At 54.0% G+C, this 16,336-nt stretch carries 9 protein-coding genes; 1 reads left to right on the top strand and 8 read right to left on the bottom strand.

Going from position 1 to position 16,336, the window contains the following annotated elements; all coding sequences use genetic code 11:
- Positions 1-139 precede the first annotated feature (139 nt).
- The 3 genes from JSS95_11355 to JSS95_11345 all read right to left on the bottom strand — a co-directional run bounded on the left by JSS95_11355 (position 140) and on the right by JSS95_11345 (position 5,803).
- Complete coding sequence (locus tag JSS95_11355) at positions 140-3,445, bottom strand: TonB-dependent receptor (protein MBS1800412.1); 3,306 nt, start codon at positions 3,443-3,445, stop codon at positions 140-142.
- Positions 3,446-3,529: 84 nt separating this feature from the next.
- Positions 3,530-4,432, bottom strand: a complete 903-nt coding sequence (locus tag JSS95_11350) for a phosphoenolpyruvate hydrolase family protein (GenBank protein MBS1800411.1) — start codon at positions 4,430-4,432, stop codon at positions 3,530-3,532.
- A gap of 96 nt (positions 4,433-4,528) precedes the next feature.
- Positions 4,529-5,803, bottom strand: coding sequence for a Tm-1-like ATP-binding domain-containing protein (locus JSS95_11345; GenBank protein ID MBS1800410.1), 1,275 nt, complete (start codon positions 5,801-5,803; stop codon positions 4,529-4,531).
- Between the two features lie 133 nt (positions 5,804-5,936).
- On the opposite strand from JSS95_11345, the gene JSS95_11340 reads away from it, so the two are divergent.
- Positions 5,937-7,472 carry a PLP-dependent aminotransferase family protein gene (locus tag JSS95_11340; GenBank protein ID MBS1800409.1) on the top strand — a complete coding sequence of 512 codons (1,536 nt, stop codon included), beginning with the start codon at positions 5,937-5,939 and terminating at the stop codon, positions 7,470-7,472.
- 48 nt (positions 7,473-7,520) lie between these two features.
- Here the strand turns inward: JSS95_11340 and fucU are convergent, their stop codons facing one another.
- The 5 genes from fucU to JSS95_11315 all read right to left on the bottom strand — a co-directional run bounded on the left by fucU (position 7,521) and on the right by JSS95_11315 (position 16,172).
- A complete protein-coding gene (fucU, locus tag JSS95_11335) occupies positions 7,521-7,955 on the bottom strand; it encodes an L-fucose mutarotase (protein MBS1800408.1) in 435 nt (144 codons plus the stop codon).
- Between the two features lie 313 nt (positions 7,956-8,268).
- Positions 8,269-10,473, bottom strand: coding sequence for an SUMF1/EgtB/PvdO family nonheme iron enzyme (locus JSS95_11330; GenBank protein ID MBS1800407.1), 2,205 nt, complete (start codon positions 10,471-10,473; stop codon positions 8,269-8,271).
- A 117-nt stretch (positions 10,474-10,590) separates the two neighbouring features.
- Positions 10,591-11,556, bottom strand: a complete 966-nt coding sequence (gene rbsK / locus JSS95_11325; protein ID MBS1800406.1) for a ribokinase — start codon at positions 11,554-11,556, stop codon at positions 10,591-10,593.
- Between the two features lie 22 nt (positions 11,557-11,578).
- Positions 11,579-12,571 (bottom strand): AcrB/AcrD/AcrF family protein, encoded by a 993-nt coding sequence (locus JSS95_11320; protein ID MBS1800405.1) that lies wholly within the window; start codon positions 12,569-12,571, stop codon positions 11,579-11,581.
- Positions 12,572-12,809: 238 nt separating this feature from the next.
- On the bottom strand, positions 12,810-16,172 hold the full coding sequence (locus tag JSS95_11315) for a TonB-dependent receptor (GenBank protein ID MBS1800404.1): 3,363 nt from the start codon (positions 16,170-16,172) through the stop codon (positions 12,810-12,812).
- Between the last annotated feature and the right edge of the window lie 164 nt (positions 16,173-16,336).

The raw sequence follows: 16,336 nt of genomic DNA, 5'->3' as shown, positions 1-16,336 counted from the left end.
CATGAAACAGTCAACTTCTCGATAACTCTCATAAGGACACCTTGGCCTTCTAACTATGCAGGTTCAGTTTGGGAAATTCACGCACCTGACCAACCATCGCGCTTCCAGTCGGGTTTAATAACGCAGCTGACATAAGCGATCAGAACGTGTATTTAATCGCAGCCTGTAGAATGCGTGGATTATTCGCCGAGAGTATTTTTCCGAAATTACTCGATGTAAGAGTTGTCGTCGGATTATTGAATACCGGGTGGTTCAAAACGTTAAAGGCCTCGACTCGCACCTGCAAGCCTTGGCTCTCTCGTATCTTGAACGTACGGGAAAGCGCAGCGTCGAAAGTAAAGCCTCCTGGCCCCAGGATCGAGTAGCTTCCTGCATTTCCATATGTGCCCGTGGCTTGTTTGGCGTAGGCGGAGGTGTTAAACCATTGACGAATCGTCGGATTACTCAGATGGGGATTCCCAACCAAATTGGGCCGGTCGTTGCCAACATTCGTCAGCGAAACGTCTTGGCCGTCCGTCGGCGTTAGCCAGCTTCCGCTACGAGCTCCAATGATTCCCGATTGTTGCCAATTACTGAGGACCTTATCCATAAGCGGGCTTTTGAAATGCGGGCTCTTCGCGATATACGACAGATTGAATATGTGACGGACGTCGCTGATGCAGTTCCCACGACTCGCGCGTATATTAGACGGATCCTGGATACTCCCCCCACCTCCCTCCGCATTTTGCTCCCCTTCGCTTATGCAATGTGACCATGCGTAGTTCGCAAGAACACTGAAATAACCGCTGAAACGGCGGTTGGCCGAAAGAAGGATTGCATTGTAGTTAGCGTTGGCTCCGTCGTTCGTGTAAGGAACGCTGCCAATGAGGGCCCCCGCCGTCGGGTTTATGAGGCTTAGGACGCGCCTGGACTGCGTATTTGCAGTCGTGGAACACGGTTTGCTACCACACGTACCGGGTATGTACACAGCAGGGTCCAAGGGAATCCCTACCCAGCGGTGAGTGGATTTGTTCCCGAGATAAGACACCGTGAGAAGTAAATCAGACCCTATCTGCCGCTGGACCGAAAGGTTCCACTGCTGCGTGTTAGGCGGATGAATGTGCAAAGGCAAAGTAAAGAACTGACCAGCAGCAACGAAGGAGATATTGGAGGTTGGCGGAAAGGGCAGAGGAAATGGATCGCCACCAGGAATGCCCGCATAGGGATTTGAGAGACCTCCTGCGGGGCTGGTGAGTGAGATTTGGTTCCCATATGGCGCGATGTAGGAATACGTTTCAAAAAATGCCATCTCCGGATCCGCGTAAAAAAGGCCGTAGGCTGTTCGCACACTCCACTGTCCCGAACCCGTAGGGTCCCAAGCGATACCAACCCGAGGCGCGAAGTTCCATAAGCGGTTATTGGTCCCGGCTCGCGGGAAGGCTCCGTGCCCGGGAATCGTATCCCCCGGGAAGAAGACGCCTGGCGGTGCATTGAGGAACTTGGTGCTGTGCAGCCCCAAAGTGTAGTCTTCCTTGTCAAAGTACGAACTACGACCGTAGATGTCATACGGGGCAAAGTAAGGGGACCAGCGGACACCGCCCATGAGGGTGAGCCGTTGGTTGGGGTGGAAGTTGTCCTGCGCGTACAGACCTAACATGTTGTCCCGGGCATTCCAGACCTGAGGTGAACCCTGGCTAAATCCAATGTTGCGCCCAAGGAGAAAATCGGCCAGGCCAAGGCCCGTGAACGACCCGTCGAAGGAATAACTCCCGGTAGAAAGGGTTGCGTAGTTTTGGTTCAACTGCGCGCGTTCATATAGCCCTCCAAACGTAAACTGATGGCGGCCATGGGTCCAGATGACGTCATCCCTCACTTCAGCCTGGTTCCGATTGACGTATGCATTGGCACAAGTGCCGCAACTGGTAGTAAACCCGCCGTTGATGCTGAAGGACGGAGTATTTCCCGGAGACGGGGCGATGTTCAATCCCAGGCTGGCGGCTGAAGGCAGGTTTGCGGCTGGTCCCCGAGTCAGTGGCTCACGGGTCCAGGTCAAGTGCAAACTATTGATCACTTTTGAAGTAAATGTAAAAGTATCGCCCATCGTAACCGCCTGAACCAACATGTCGATTCCAGTCCGGGTGGTCTGAAGGAGATTGCTTCCGTCAAAGAATGGCGGATTGGTATAGTGCGTGTTGAAGTATCGACCAAATACAATGTTCCGTGTGCCGCTTGTCCAGTCAACCCTGCCAATGAATTGATTTTCATTACTCGGGTTTGGAATCCCGATCAGAAGCTTTCCGCACGGATCGTTCGTAGCAGGGAGATATTTCTTTGCCAGTTGCAGCGCCGAGGCATTGAAGAGAGCAGGGTCAATGTAGTTTCCTGCAAACGTCCCGCCTGCGGGGTTGGTCAGAGTAATAGGTTTACTTGTGCACGCAGTTGACGCGAGTGTACTGAAATCCCCGCTGAGAGCGGCTGCCGTTGGGACGAAGAATGTGCTCGTAGGTGGAGTGGTGCGCGTTCTCGTCCCCTGATATCCACCAAAAAAGAAAAGCTTGTTCTTTACTATCGGCCCGCCTAGCGTACCGCCAAATTGGTTGCGTTTCAATGTATCTACAGTGGTTGCAAAATAGTTAGCGGCGTTCACTGCATAGTTGCGTATAAATTCGAAAAGAGATCCATGGAAGTTATTCGTTCCCGACATGGTGACGAGATTGACGGCTCCTCCCGGGTATCCACCGTACTGCGCGGGAATCATGCTGGTTTGAACGCTGAATTCCTGCACCGCATCCGGAAAAGGCAATGGCAGGTTAGATCCCCCGTAGAGATCGTTATATGCGCCGCCGCCGTCCACCATATAACCAGTCCCAGCGGCTTCTCCTCCTGCCACGTTTATCGTATGTGAGGTCGGATAGTTCTTACTGCTGATGGAATCGCCGTAATTTGTCTGCACTGCCGCGCCAGAGAGTAGAACCAATTGCGACAGGTCCCTTCCATTTAGTGGGAGATCCACTACGCGTCTATTTTCGATAACCGACGATACAGATGTTGACTCCGTATTTACCATCGAGGCGTTTGCACTCACAGAGACACTCTCAGTAGACGCACCGACTTGGAGTTGGATGGCAACTGTAGCGTTGTCATTTACCTGGAGGACAATTCCCCGCTGAAAGTAGGTTTTGAACCCCGAGCTAATGACCTGCAGTTCATAAGGTCCGATAGCCAAGTTAGGAAGGACGTAAGCTCCGTCTAGTCCGGTGACAGCAGTGCGTGTAAAGCCAGTCTCTGTCTGAACAACTCTCACCTGGGCTCCGGGAACAACGGCCCCCGTTGGATCGGAAACCGCACCTGTGATCTGAGCCACCGCCCCAATTGATGCCTGCGCAAACAATGGCGTGGAGGGCGAACACGGTAATAAGATCAGCGCCATCCCGGCAAGAAATGTAACTTGGAAGATAAGCTTCATGCTTTGACCTCGTTCATCAGATTGTTTGGCGTAATTGATATGCACATCAATTCTGAAAGCTTTCAAAATTAGGATCAGAAAAATCTAAAACTTGTTCGATGAGCTGTTCGCACTAACTTCCGGCAACCGATCAAAGTTATGCTCCCTCCGAGCGGTCGCCTTAAACTTCCGAACCTGAGCCGTGATTGCCTGCTCGGCCGGAAGTCGTTCTACGCTGGATGCGCCAAAGAAACCTGCAACAGAGTGTGTTCGACTGAGCACAAACTCTACGTCGTCCGGTTCTGCAATCGGGCCGCCATGGCACAGCACGATCACATCGGAACGGACCGATTTCGCCGCATCGCAAATCGATTGCACCCGAGAGACCGCTTGGTCGAGAGTCATCGCCGTTTGGGCTCCGATTGTGCCATTCGTCGTCAACCCCATATGTGCGACGACGATATCCGCGCCCGCCGCGACCATGATGCGTGCCTGCCCTTCGTCGAAGACATAAGGGCTAGTCAACAGATCCAGTTTGTGAGCGGCAGCAATCATCTCAACTTCAAGTCCGAATCCCATTCCAGTCTCCTCGAGATTCTGGCGGAAGTTTCCATCAATCAGGCCGACGGTCGGGAAGTTCTGCACTCCTGCGAATCCCATCTCCTTTAGTTCTTTGAGAAACCTCGGCATAATGCGAAATGGGTCAGTTCCGTTTACGCCGGCCAGCACTGGAGTGTTGTTCACAACTGGAAGAACTTCGCTCGCCATACTTACGACAATGGCGTTGGCATCGCCATAAGCGAGAAGACCCGCCAGCGACCCTCGTCCGGCCATCCGGTAGCGACCGGAGTTATAAATGATGATGAGATCCGCGCCTCCTGTCTCAGCGCACTTGGCGGAAATTCCAGTGCCCGCACCCGCCCCGACGATCGATGTCCCCGCCGCTACTGCCCTCTGTAGCCGCTTCAGGTAGTCTTTTCGAGTCAACTCTGTTCCGCTATTTCCCATTACACTAAGTCCCCTTTGAAGAAAGCCAATTGAGCCCGCCGCCTGTCCGGCAGCGGTGACGCCGTTGCGTAGCCAGGAAGTACCCGGCGAAATACTTCATGCACCGACCCCTGGTGTCGCGGCAGTACCGACACTGAATCCTGATGACGCTTCGGTGCATTTCAAAAACTGGTCAGCAATTGCTTCCGCAAACTCAGGGTCGTTGATGTGCAGATCCAGCTCCACGAGCTTTACGTTCGGTCCGACATTTGCATGGAGAGCATCGAACAAGCTCTTATCGGCAACCGGGTCATAGAACGGCTTGCCAAGACAATCGATGCCGGAGATGCCCTGAAGCGGCAGCATTAAAACAACAGGCCCCTGCGCCTGATTTAACTTCCGAGCCAACATCTCGCCGAGTTCCCGGTTTTCCTCCGGTGTTGTACGCATAAGCGTGACCGCCGGGTTGTGCTGATAAAAGAGGCGGCCAGCAAATTTGGACGGTACAGTTTCGGGTGCGCCAAAATTGACCATATCCAGGGCTCCGACGGAAACGACCTGGGGCACACCCCTTTTTCCCGCCGCCTCCAGCCGGTGAGGCCCTGCGGTCAGAACGCCTCCTACGAGTTCATCCGCAAGCTCCGTAGTCGTGATATCCAAAACGCCTTTCACGAAGCCCTCGACGACCAAACGTTCCATCGCCTGTCCTCCGGTTCCGGTGGCGTGAAAGACCAGAAGCTCATAGCCGCGATCTTCCAGCAGCTCCTTGACGCGGTTCACGCAGGGAGTCGTATTGCCAAACATGGTCGCTGCCAGCAACGTTCGGCTGGACACTTCCGGCAAAGGTGCTCGGCGTCCGCACATCCCCGCCATCGCTTCTGCCGCATTCGCGAGAATGGTGGACGTCAGACTATTGAGACCAGTGAAGTCGGCCACCGAATACATCATGCAAATATCGGACGTCCCGACGTACGGCCGTACATCGCCAGACGCCATCGTTGAAACCATCAATTTGGGAGCACCGATCGGAAGCTCGCGCATTCCCGCGGTGGCAATAGCTGTTCCCGCCGAGCCTCCGATAGCCATCATTCCTTCTCGAAGCCCTCTCTCCCGGCGTTCACGCACCCATGCCGCTAATCCTCTATGCATGGTGGCAGTTGCACGTCCACGATCCTCGGCGGCGACCAACCGAGTGATACTTTCGCCCGCAGCCCACGCTATTTCCTCGCGGGATACATCCGCATGGAAGAGCGGAGGTCCCAGAACTCCGATGTCAACGACTGTTACGGCAAGTCCAGCCTCTATTAGGCGGTCCCGCAGAAACCGCACCTCATTGCCCTTTGTGTCCAGAGTTCCCACGACGAGGATGGAGTAAGACGCAGTCAAAGCGATTGTCCCCTTACATTGTTAGCAATACAAATTAAGTACAATAAGAGAGCAATGACAAACTAATATTGGATATATTCAGGTGTCAAGTACAAAATATAGTGTTAAATTAGGAAAACAATGCCAGTACAATTGGAGAATGTCGAAGCCTATCGAACAGCTAGGGCAATTTATGTTTGAGGAGTTCGGACCGCCCCGTTATGAACAGTTGGCTGCTTTTTTTGAACGCGCGATACGGGCAGGCGAGCTCAGTTCGGGAGATCGCCTTCCCACAGTGCGTCGACTCTCCGGCCTCATGAGCGTGAGCGCTACAACCATCAGCGCCGCGTTCGACCTCCTGGGAAGCCGCAAATTCGTTCGGGCCGAAGTGGGCCGCGGCACATTCGTTATTTCAGACTGGCAGGATGTAAGCCGGAATTCGTCAAATCCGGTTCGCGCCAGCACCCCACAGCCACTGCTGACTCTTAGGGAAACTCGAAGCCCTTGGCGGCGAAATGCGTTAATGCGCGCCAGCTCGCGACTCCGCGCCACGTATCCAACGGCGATGGAATGTAGCACAGGGCGGCCCGATGCGAAACTGCTGCCACTGGAAGTTATCCGACGGGCTTGGGAAGATTGCATTCAGGAAGTCACATCAGCCGATCTGCAATATGCCGGTCCCGAACCCGTCCGGCCTTTGGCGGATGTCCTGGTTCCGATACTGGAAGGCGACCTCATTCCGGCGCGAACTCAGGATCTGATCATTGGTAGTTCGGCACAGCAGTTTTTTGCTCTCATCTATGAAGTCGTAAGCGCGAAATCGGAAAAATCCAAGTTGTCGGTCGCTGTTGAGGAGCCTGGTTATCCGACCCTGATGGACACCTTGGAGCGTGCCGGCGGCAGACTGCTGGGAATTGCCGTAGACCGGTTTGGCGCCATCCCGGCTTCGCTCGATACGGCCTTACGAGGTGGCGCAAAGCTGGTGATTTTAACGCCGCGTGGTCACAATCCAACCGGCGCTTCGTGGTCGGCTGAGCGTTTATCTGAGCTGTCCGACGTATTGAAGGCTCATCCTGACGCGATCATCGTAGAGGATGACCAGGTCGCTGGTATTGCCACTACCAAACCGGGCTCGCTGCTATCCATTCCTGAGTTAGAGAATCGGGTTTTGCATGTCCGCTCATTTTCGAAATCAATAGCTCCGGATCTGAGGATGGCAGCAGCCGTCGCGCGCACCTTCATACGAGAACCGCTGTCGGAAGCCAAAACATTCGCCGATGGCTGGAGTTCGCGGTTGCTTCAGCGAGTTCTTGCACGGACATTACAAACGGACGAGGTAAACATGGTCTTGAAGAAAACGAGCGATGCTTACCGCGATCGTCGGCAAAGCGCATGCTCCGCTTTGAATCAGATCGTAGCGCCACTTGGTGGTGGCTGCTGGTCCGGTCCTGATGGTGTCAATGTGTGGGTTCAGCTACCCCCTGGTGTCGATTCCAAACATATTCAGGAGCGTAGCGCAGCTGCTGGAGTTCGCATCGCTGATGGTGAACCCTTCTTCATTGCCCCCGGCCCAAACAACGTCGTGCGGCTGAATGCCGGTTCGGTCGAAGCAGAAGATGCGGCGAGGGCCGGCAAGATCGTGGGGCAAGCGATTCTTGACTATGGTTGGCAGAATCCCGGGCCGATTCACGTATAGCTGTGACTGGCCTGCCCGGCTAGCATCTTCACTTCAGTCAGCCCGATCTTACGGAGCAATTTCAATTACACCCTTCTTGATGATTAGACATCCATACAGGCGGGTCTCTCCAGTCATTAGAACTCCGAACGCATTTCGAGCGCGTTCATAAAATGCGAAACGATCAATCCGGATTGGCGCTGGTACTGATGGATCATAGCGTCGAATCACATTAATGAAATCGGCTTCGACAGCGGGGTCGAATTTCTTGTGGGCATCTACCGTTATCATGACCAACGAATCTCCGCAGGTCTCAAAAGGAAATAGAGGTGCAATTCCTTCGAGAATATCAGTAACCGAGAGCCCCTCGGAGCGAAGCAGCCGCTTAGCCATGCTGGCTCCAGGAAAGTTAGAGTCGGCAAGGACCAGTTCATCTCCATGCCCCATCTCGCATAAGAGCTTCAGTAGCTCTGGACTAACAACAGGTGAAATTCCCTTGAGCATTGTCTAAATCCTTTTACTTGTTGCTATCAGGAGGCGCGCCGAGGGTCTATTTTTAACTATCTCCTCGGACGTCGCATTGCTTGGAGTTGTTGCACTTGCCACTTGCAACGCTCCTAAGACTTCAGCGTCAGCGGCGGCGCCGCGGTCCTCAGAAACGTGCGACGGTCTGTTCCGATCTTTTTCACTACAGCCTCCTTGTACATGCAGTCCTGAGCCACCGTGGCAATTCGCACCGGTCAATATATGAGCTGGATATCCAGCGCATCCTTCCGATGCGCCATCGTCGGGGCATCAGGCTCTGCTCGTGCTCCTTTCATTGCGCATCTTTCACACACCGGAAGCCGAGCGTGCCGGAGCGATCGATGCTGGGAGCCATCAACAGCAACTTGCCGTGCTGATCGTTTCTGTACGCCTCCGGGAAGTACCAGAGCGAACCGGCTGGGCGATAGTGGCTGCCTCCGCGAATAATAGCGGCGCGGGTATGGTCATCCAGATATTCGTCGGTCCATTGCCATACATTTCCGACCATGTCCATCACGCCGAAAGGACTTGCTCCTTGGGGATGCGCATCGACATCGCTGGGAAGAGGCAGCGTGCGGCCGTTGTCCTGAACCGGTGCCAGAGTCTTGGCATCTGCGGGGCAGCCACTCGGACCTCCGCCTCGCGAGCCTCCGAGCCAATCGCAGTTGCCCCAGGGAAACGTGCGTCCATCGTTACCTTGCGCAGCGTACTGCCACTCCCACTCGTGAGGAAGCCGCTTCCCTGCCCATTTTGCATACTCACGTGCGTCTTCGATTGACACCCAGGTGACCGGCTTGTTGGCCCATCCATCGGGATAGGAACCATCCTTCCAGTCCTTGAGGAAGTTGAGACTGTCTTTGGGTTGATAGTGCGTAGCATCGAGAAATTTCTTGAACTCTGCATTGGTCACCGGGTACTTATCCATGAAAAAGGGCTTGATCTGTACAAAGTGTTCATGAAAGCGACGAGGGCTGTCTTCCCATGCATACTGAACATCAACCCCAACATCGTTGCTCCCCTCAATCTCGATTCCCTGCACACGGAACAGGTAATCGGCACCTTCGATGCGAACCATTCCTTCGGGTGCGGATGCGGCACGCGTCGAAGGTGCGATCTCTACCATCTGCTGCGGCAGGAACTGCCACTCATGCGAATAGCTGGACAAAGGTTTGGCAGTCATCTCTTTCATCTTTCCCATCAGCCCTTTCAGCTTCGGATCCAGTTCGCCGTTGGTCGCGACGATTGCTCCATAGCCATGAGCTTCGGTTGAAAACGAGAGTACTGCCTCATCGCCTTTTATTTCAGGCTTGAGTTCCACGCCATGATAGAGATCGAAGTAACGCATGCCCTGCTTGTAGGGTGTCGTCATCTGATTTCCCTCGGCGTTGTATTCGTTGCGGTTCACGATGGTCCATACCGTCTGGTCGGCCAGCGGCCAGCGGCTGGAGAAGACACCGTATCTCAGCATTGGGTAGTACGGCTCCCATCCCTCGCTCGCGAAAAACGGAGCCACGGCACGCTCGATGGTTGCCACGCGACGCGTTGCCTCTGCGTCGCGTGGAGTAACACCGTTCCAGATACCCCAGACGTTTTCCCAGCTCTCCCAACCTTCTCCGTTAAAGAAGGCGTACTGCAGAGCATTGGTTTTATCGCGGTCCCAGCGGCCTTGAATATTGACCTGGTGACGCGGTTCAAGCCAGCGGTACTTGTCGACCCCGGGAGCGAATGTGTATTGGTACTGGCCCCAGGTGAGGACATTCCATGCAAGAGCTTCATCGCTTGGTCCGCCCTCCGGCTCAAACGCCAATGGATGGCCGGCCTTCTCAGCCGCCAGAGAGAATGCCTGAGGCACGCCGTCCTGCGTGTCGCCATTGACCCCGTCAGCATCGATCTCTTTCATGAATTCCGCAAACGCCGTCGGCCAGTCGGTTCCCGGGCCTTTCGTTCCCTGGTCCCACATCATCATGGGAAACAAAACTTTCACGCCGCGGCGATGAAAATCCGCCACCATGCGCTTCACGCCCTCGACACCGCCTGGCATGGAGCGAACCATGTCAAGCTGGTTTCGCTCGTCCATGCCTACGTTGGGATAAACCGCCCAAATGAGTACGGCATCGATGCCACCGTAGCGTTTCTCCAAATCGTCGAGATACCGATCTACAGTGTATTTACCTGCGACTGGGTCGTAGAAATAGCGATCATGCACCATCATCTGTGGCTGTATGAAGCTATGTTGCGCCCATTGAAGCTGGGGCAGCGCGTAGCGGAATCCATCGTAGCCGATACGGATGCGACGTTCAGTACGCCAATGCGTATTGTCGGCGAGCCAGTCGCGATGAGTCGACGGAGTACAAGCAGCAGCCCCTGGCCGCATGATAGGTCCCGTTGCCAGGCACGGTGGCGCAAGAATAAGTTGCCCTTGAGGATTTCCAAACTGCGCATTGGCTTGCGCAGCGCAGAGAGCAGCGAGAAGAGAGAGGCCTGCGGTACACCACATCGTTCGGAATTCAGCTTTCATTTCGTAGTTCCTTTCGTGCAGATGAGTTCGGATGGTTTATTGGCCGACACGAAGAAGGTGAGGGCCGTATCTATGTAGATCAAAAGCAAACTATCGTTACGCAAGTTCACTCGCAGTCTCGATGAGATTGGCGTTTATGAACTTCTCTACTTCAGCCATACTGGGCATTGAGGGCTGAGCTCCTCTTCGCGTCACAGAGATAGCGGCAACCGCGGCGGCAAAACTTGCACTGTCCAAAGGAGACTTGCCCAACATGAGCGCGGTTGCGAAGCCCGCGTTGAACGCATCGCCTGCAGCCGTCGTATCGATCGCATTGACAGAGAACGCGGGAACCAGACTGCCAATGCCTTCCTGCGATGCCAGATAGGTTCCAAGAGCGCCCATTTTAAGAACGGTTCCTCGACACCCATTGGCTAGGAACGCCTTTGCCATCTCAGCAGGCATTGGCTCATTGGCACCAGCGTGCTTCTTTTCAAAGTAGAAAGCTGCTTCTGTCTGGTTCGGGGTAAACCACGTAACAGCTTTGAAGATGTGCGGCGGCAGATCCTTCGCTGGCGCCGGGTCAAGAATCAGAGGCACATTCTCCCGCGCACAGATTCGAGCCAGGTACTCAACAGTTTCGACTGGGATCTCAAGCTGCGCCAAAACCATTCCGGCACTTCTCAGCATTGAGATGTTTGCATCAAGGTCTTCGGGAATGACCTTAAAATTGGCGCCCGGAGCGAGGACAATGCTATTTTCCCCGTGTTCCGAAACTACGATCACGGCTACGCCGGAAGCACCATCGCTCATGGAAACTCCAGCTATATCAACTCCTGCATTCTCGAGATGACTTCTCAGTTCCGCGCCGAACGTATCATTCCCCACGCGCCCGATGAGTCGTACAGGATACCCGAGCCGGGCCACAGCGACGGCCTGATTTGCGCCTTTTCCACCCGGATGAATCTGAAAGTCCGATCCAATGACGGTCTCGCCTATTACAGGAATTCTCTTAGCAACCGCCACCAGGTCTGTATTGATGCTGCCGACAACAACAATTGGTTTTTTCGCAGACAATTGCATTCTCCTCAAAGGGATAAAGGGGTTATGGAAAGATCGGAGCACAAGCGACCGCGGTCAACCCACAGAGAAAAAAGATGAACATCCATTTCAGACTGCTTTTTGATCGAGCTGGAGCTGCACTGAATTCGCGCCAGACAAATACGCCCCAACAAGCTGAAATCATCGTGGCGCCTTGTCCAATGGAATACGAGACGGCGGGGCCTACGATGTTGGCCTGCGATGCCACGAAATTGGCCATCGCTCCTGTACACCAGATCGCACCACCTAGAGCACCCCAGAGATGCCAGATACCGGGCGCTCGCCAATAGCTCCGCATGGAGGCCGGCTCTTGGCCATCAAGGGGAAATCGCATGAGGAGATAGTTCACAGGAATAGCGCAAATCGATACCCCGATAACGAAGAACAGCAGGATGGCATATGGACCCGGTGTACCTTCTCCCGTCATTGCCTTCGAAACGAAGGGATAGAAGGTACCCATCAAAAGTCCCGCGATCAAACTAATGATGATGCCGCGACGACTCATTGCAGTGCGTTCTGTTTCACGCAGCCTATAGGCTATGGCGTCGAACACAATAGCGGTCACCACGAGTGCGATGCCGCCGAAGAGAAGAAAAGAATTTCCCTTGGGAGAGATAATGTAACTACTGATAGCGCCCACAACAAGCGCCAGGCCGATACCGATAGGAAATGCGACTGCCAGTCCCGCTATATCGATCGCGGCAACGAGCAACAGATTGGCGACATTGAAGATGGCACCACCGGTCATCGCAAGAAGAATCGAATGCATGTTTGCGTGAGCGATGTCTGTATAGAAAGACCGCCCCACAGCTCCCATACTTCCGAGAGTTGCGCCCCACAGAACTGCTCCGCCAATCAGTCCTACAATGAAGTCCCAGTAAAGCAGTTGGAATCGATAACCAGGACAAAGTTTCATAGAATTGGCCCATGATCCCCAGCAAAGCATGCTGAGGATCATGAACAGAAGTGCAATACCGTACGTCTCAGGCTGATACATTGAGCGCTTCCTTTTCAATGAGACAAGTGCAATCAAAAAAGACAATCCGTACTGAGCTCGATAAGCTGGCCTTCGCGACTGCCGGCAATCGGACGAATGCCCGATTTGTCCGGAAGTCTTCATCTACAACTTATTTGAATGCTTTCAGAGCAAGCAGGCACTAAGTACCTGCTTGCTCCGGGATATCTCACGCCTGTCTCAAATTTTGACTCCTTTTGGATCTCGAGCTAACTGGAGACTAGAACTCTAACCGCAGCGCAAGTTGAACCTGCCTTGCTGCTCCGGCGGAAGTGATCTTGCCGAAAACGGACGACGCTAACGATGTTGTTGGGTTGTTGAAAGGCACCCTATTGAACAGATTGAAGATATCCGCACGCAATTGAATCCTGGCACCTTCACGCTTCAAGAACGGAAAGTTCTTCGCAGCGCTCATATCGGTATTGAATGACGAGGGCCCGACAAGGCTGTTGCGTCCGCTATTGCCAAAGGTTCCGTAGGTGTAAGGTGCAAGGAGTGGTGAGCCGTAGGCTGCGGTGTTGAAATATCCCGCTCTAGCCCACGAGTCCCGGCTGCCGCAACCTGCACAGGGATTCGTGCCCGTCGCATTCAGGCGCAGGGCTCCAATATCCCGGCCCGCTCCTAGCCACGGCGCTGCTGACCCGGTAGTCAGCGAGAAGGGAGTACCGCTGCTGTAACTCACAATTCCTGAAAGCATCCATCCACCTACGACATATTTTGCAAGGCGCAGATTCTCGAACTGCGGAAGATTCCAAACCCCGTTGACGCGCAATAGATGCTTTTGATTGAAGTCAGACCTGGAATATTCGCCGGCAATGGGGCTGGCCGGATTTTGCGCAGTTCCACCATCCGCATCGGCAACGGAGCCTGAGTCGAGGGACTTCGCGAACGTATACGCGAATTGCATAGTGTAACCCGTTGAAAAGCGCTTCCGTGCGGTGATCTGCAGGGAGTTGTAATTGGAGAATCCAATATTGGCTATTCTCGTGATGCCAGCGTAATACTGGGGCAGGAACGGACGGCGCGACTGCGCATTCGCGGCCGTTCCGCCCGCAGAGTACGGAGCGGCATTCGCCTGGTTTCCATTCCACAACCGGTCTCCGTGACTTCCTACATAGCCGACCTGCACCATGAATTCTTTCGGCAACTCACGCTGCACATTGAAATTGTATTGTTGCGTGAACGCATTCTTGATATGCGGATCGGGCGAGTAAAACTGCGCCGGAAACGGCCAAAGCGGATTCTTTCCAGGGTTGAGGTAGGGGTATGGGAATGGATTCGTGTACCCAGTCCCACCGTAGGGATCGGTGAAAGTATTCGGGGTAAACACCAGTTGCGTCTCGAAGGGCGGCGCCTCAATTTCATTGGCCATGGTGATGGCACCCGGAGCGTTATAGAAGATGCCATATCCGCCGCGAACCGCTGTCTTTCCATCGCCAAAGACATCGTAGGCAAATCCAAGACGTGGCGCAAAGTCACCTTTGTCCATGAATATGGTTCCAGGCGGGATTCCAGGGTCTCCAGGAAACGCGAGGCCTGGAGGCGCGGTTGGGAAGCGCGTGGAATGAAAACTGGGATCGAAAGTAACGGTAGGAGAGTTGTGGTTAAATTCTACCCAGGGGAAGAAGAGATCCCACCGTATGCCCAGATTCAGTGTCAGCCGGGACGATACCTTGTAAGTATCTTGAGCATAGAATCCCGCTTCCACGGAATGCTCGTTACCGTAATAGGGAGTGTACTGTCCGAAGCTAATAGGCTTACCAATAAGATAGTCGGCCCAATTATTTCCCGTCTGCACGCCGCTAAAGGTTGGATTTCCGGCGGAGTTCGTGTGGGTCCATTCGATATGCTCTGCTTCACGAAGGGCCATCGCACCGAACTGCCATAGGTGCCTTCCCTTGACCCACGACAGCTTTGCGTCGGCTTGTTTCAAAGCCGTATTCTCGTACCACGGACTCCCTGAACCAAAGCTTGTGACGCCAGATACTGTCACCAGCGGGGAGACGTTGTATCCGCCGGTATTATATTGAGCGCCCATTTGCGCCCCCGTTACGATTGTTCCGAAGGGCGTGCCGGTGGTCGAGAGATTCGTGTCCGAAAATCCGAAGTCGCCAATCAGATTGGGTGTGAAGGTGTGCGTGTCCCTGACGGTAGTACCCCAATTGGCGTTCGCAAAGTTATCGCCGAACTTCGAGGAAATGATGGCGGAATATGGAGGACCAGTTACAGCCGAGGTAACCATATGGAAGAAACGGACGTATGCCTGATCGTTCTTCGTTACGCGGTAATCGCCTCTGATCGTGTATTGGTTGCCGGTGGTAGGGGTTGGCACCTGGTCGGTATTCGCCCACAGGCCGGAGGCTTGCAGAGTTGGAACGGGTATGTAGGTGTTCATGAAAGCCAGCGACATTGTGTCCCATTCGCTCTTGGGGATTTGATTTTTGCCTGCATATCCATTGGCGGCAGTGTAATTACAGGGAGTGGTACCAGTACCCGGACCATTGCCATTTGTACCGCAGGTTGCCTTATACGGATCGTGGAGTTGTGTCGAAACGGCGCTAAAGTCCCCATTACGTTGAGCCGGAGTTATGGTGGCGAGGTTCTCAAGAGTTACCTGGTGAATTCGCAGGCCCTCGTAGGTGGCGAAGAAGAAGGCCTTGTCCTTCAGGATTGGTCCGCCGCCGGCGACGCCGAATTGGTTTTGTTTCAATATCGGTTTTGCCGCCGGCGGCGGCGCGAACCAGTTTCTTGCGTTGAGGGCGTCGTTGCGAAGAAACTCCCATACTGATCCGTGGAACGAGTTAGTTCCCGCTTTGCTAACTGCTATGAATGCTCCTCCTGACGCGTGTCCCAATTCTGCGCCATAGCTATTTGTAAGCAGCGAAAATTCGCCGATCGAGTCAGGATTCGTAAGGTTTGCTGGGCGGTTATAGAGGCCGGTTACAAAGATAGCGCCGTCAAGTGAGACTTGACTGCCGTTGACGCGGCTTCCGTTCACGTTGAATGTCGGTCCGTTGCGCTGGTTTATCACTGCGGCGGGCAGGGTGGCGTTCCCTACTCCGGGCACGAGGGTGATCAGTTGCAGCGTATTGCGGGTATTGAGGGGAAGCTCTTTGATCTGGGTGTTATCAATCTCAGTACGGATAGTCGCCGAGCTGGTATCCACTTGCACCGTCGACTCTGAGACCTGAATGGTTTCATTGGCGCTTCCTATTTGCAGGGTTGCATCCAGGCGAGCACTCTGTCCGGCTTCAAGAATGATCCCGGACCGGGTGTAGTTCTTGAACCCTGGTGCCACAACCGTCAGCTTGTAGGTTCCCACTGGCAGGGAAGGAATGACGTATTCACCGGTCGCTGCAGTGATGACGGTGCGGTCTAAACCGGTTCCAGTATTTTGGATCTCAATGGATGCATTGGGAATGACAGCTCCAGTTGGGTCGACAACCCTGCCAGATATCTGGGCATTCGTCGCCTGGGCGTTTGCTGAACTTACCCAAAGCATTGCAGTCAACGTAAACATCAATGACCATCCGGCCAGCCGGAGTTGTAGATATCGCCGATGACTAATAGCTTTCCTGTTCATGATTCAGCCTCCATTTCCATTCATCGAGAGATCGGAGATCTGCGTCTCCGAAAATACAAGAAGTTTGAAACTTTCAAAATGCCGTGATCGAGCACCCTTTGTTCCCTAAGAGGGACACCAAGAAAGCGGAGCATAAACAGGCCATACCGACTGCCAGAAAGACA

It is taken from the genome of Acidobacteriota bacterium (assembly GCA_018268895.1).
Classification (GTDB): Bacteria; Acidobacteriota; Terriglobia; order Terriglobales; family Acidobacteriaceae; genus Edaphobacter.
This window is presented reverse-complemented; position numbering and strand designations above follow the sequence as displayed.

Bases quoted from the DNA above. Each gene is read 5' to 3' on its own strand.
- JSS95_11355 (MBS1800412.1), bottom strand. From the start codon at position 3,445: ATGAAGCTTATCTTCCAAGTTACATTTCTTGCCGGGATGGCGCTGATC.
- JSS95_11350 (MBS1800411.1), bottom strand. From the start codon at position 4,432: ATGGGAAATAGCGGAACAGAGTTGACTCGAAAAGACTACCTGAAGCGG.
- JSS95_11340 (MBS1800409.1), top strand. From the start codon at position 5,937: ATGTCGAAGCCTATCGAACAGCTAGGGCAATTTATGTTTGAGGAGTTC.
- fucU (MBS1800408.1), bottom strand. From the start codon at position 7,955: ATGCTCAAGGGAATTTCACCTGTTGTTAGTCCAGAGCTACTGAAGCTC.
- JSS95_11330 (MBS1800407.1), bottom strand. From the start codon at position 10,473: ATGTGGTGTACCGCAGGCCTCTCTCTTCTCGCTGCTCTCTGCGCTGCG.
- rbsK (MBS1800406.1), bottom strand. From the start codon at position 11,556: ATGCAATTGTCTGCGAAAAAACCAATTGTTGTTGTCGGCAGCATCAAT.
- JSS95_11320 (MBS1800405.1), bottom strand. From the start codon at position 12,571: ATGTATCAGCCTGAGACGTACGGTATTGCACTTCTGTTCATGATCCTC.
- JSS95_11315 (MBS1800404.1), bottom strand. From the start codon at position 16,172: ATGAACAGGAAAGCTATTAGTCATCGGCGATATCTACAACTCCGGCTG.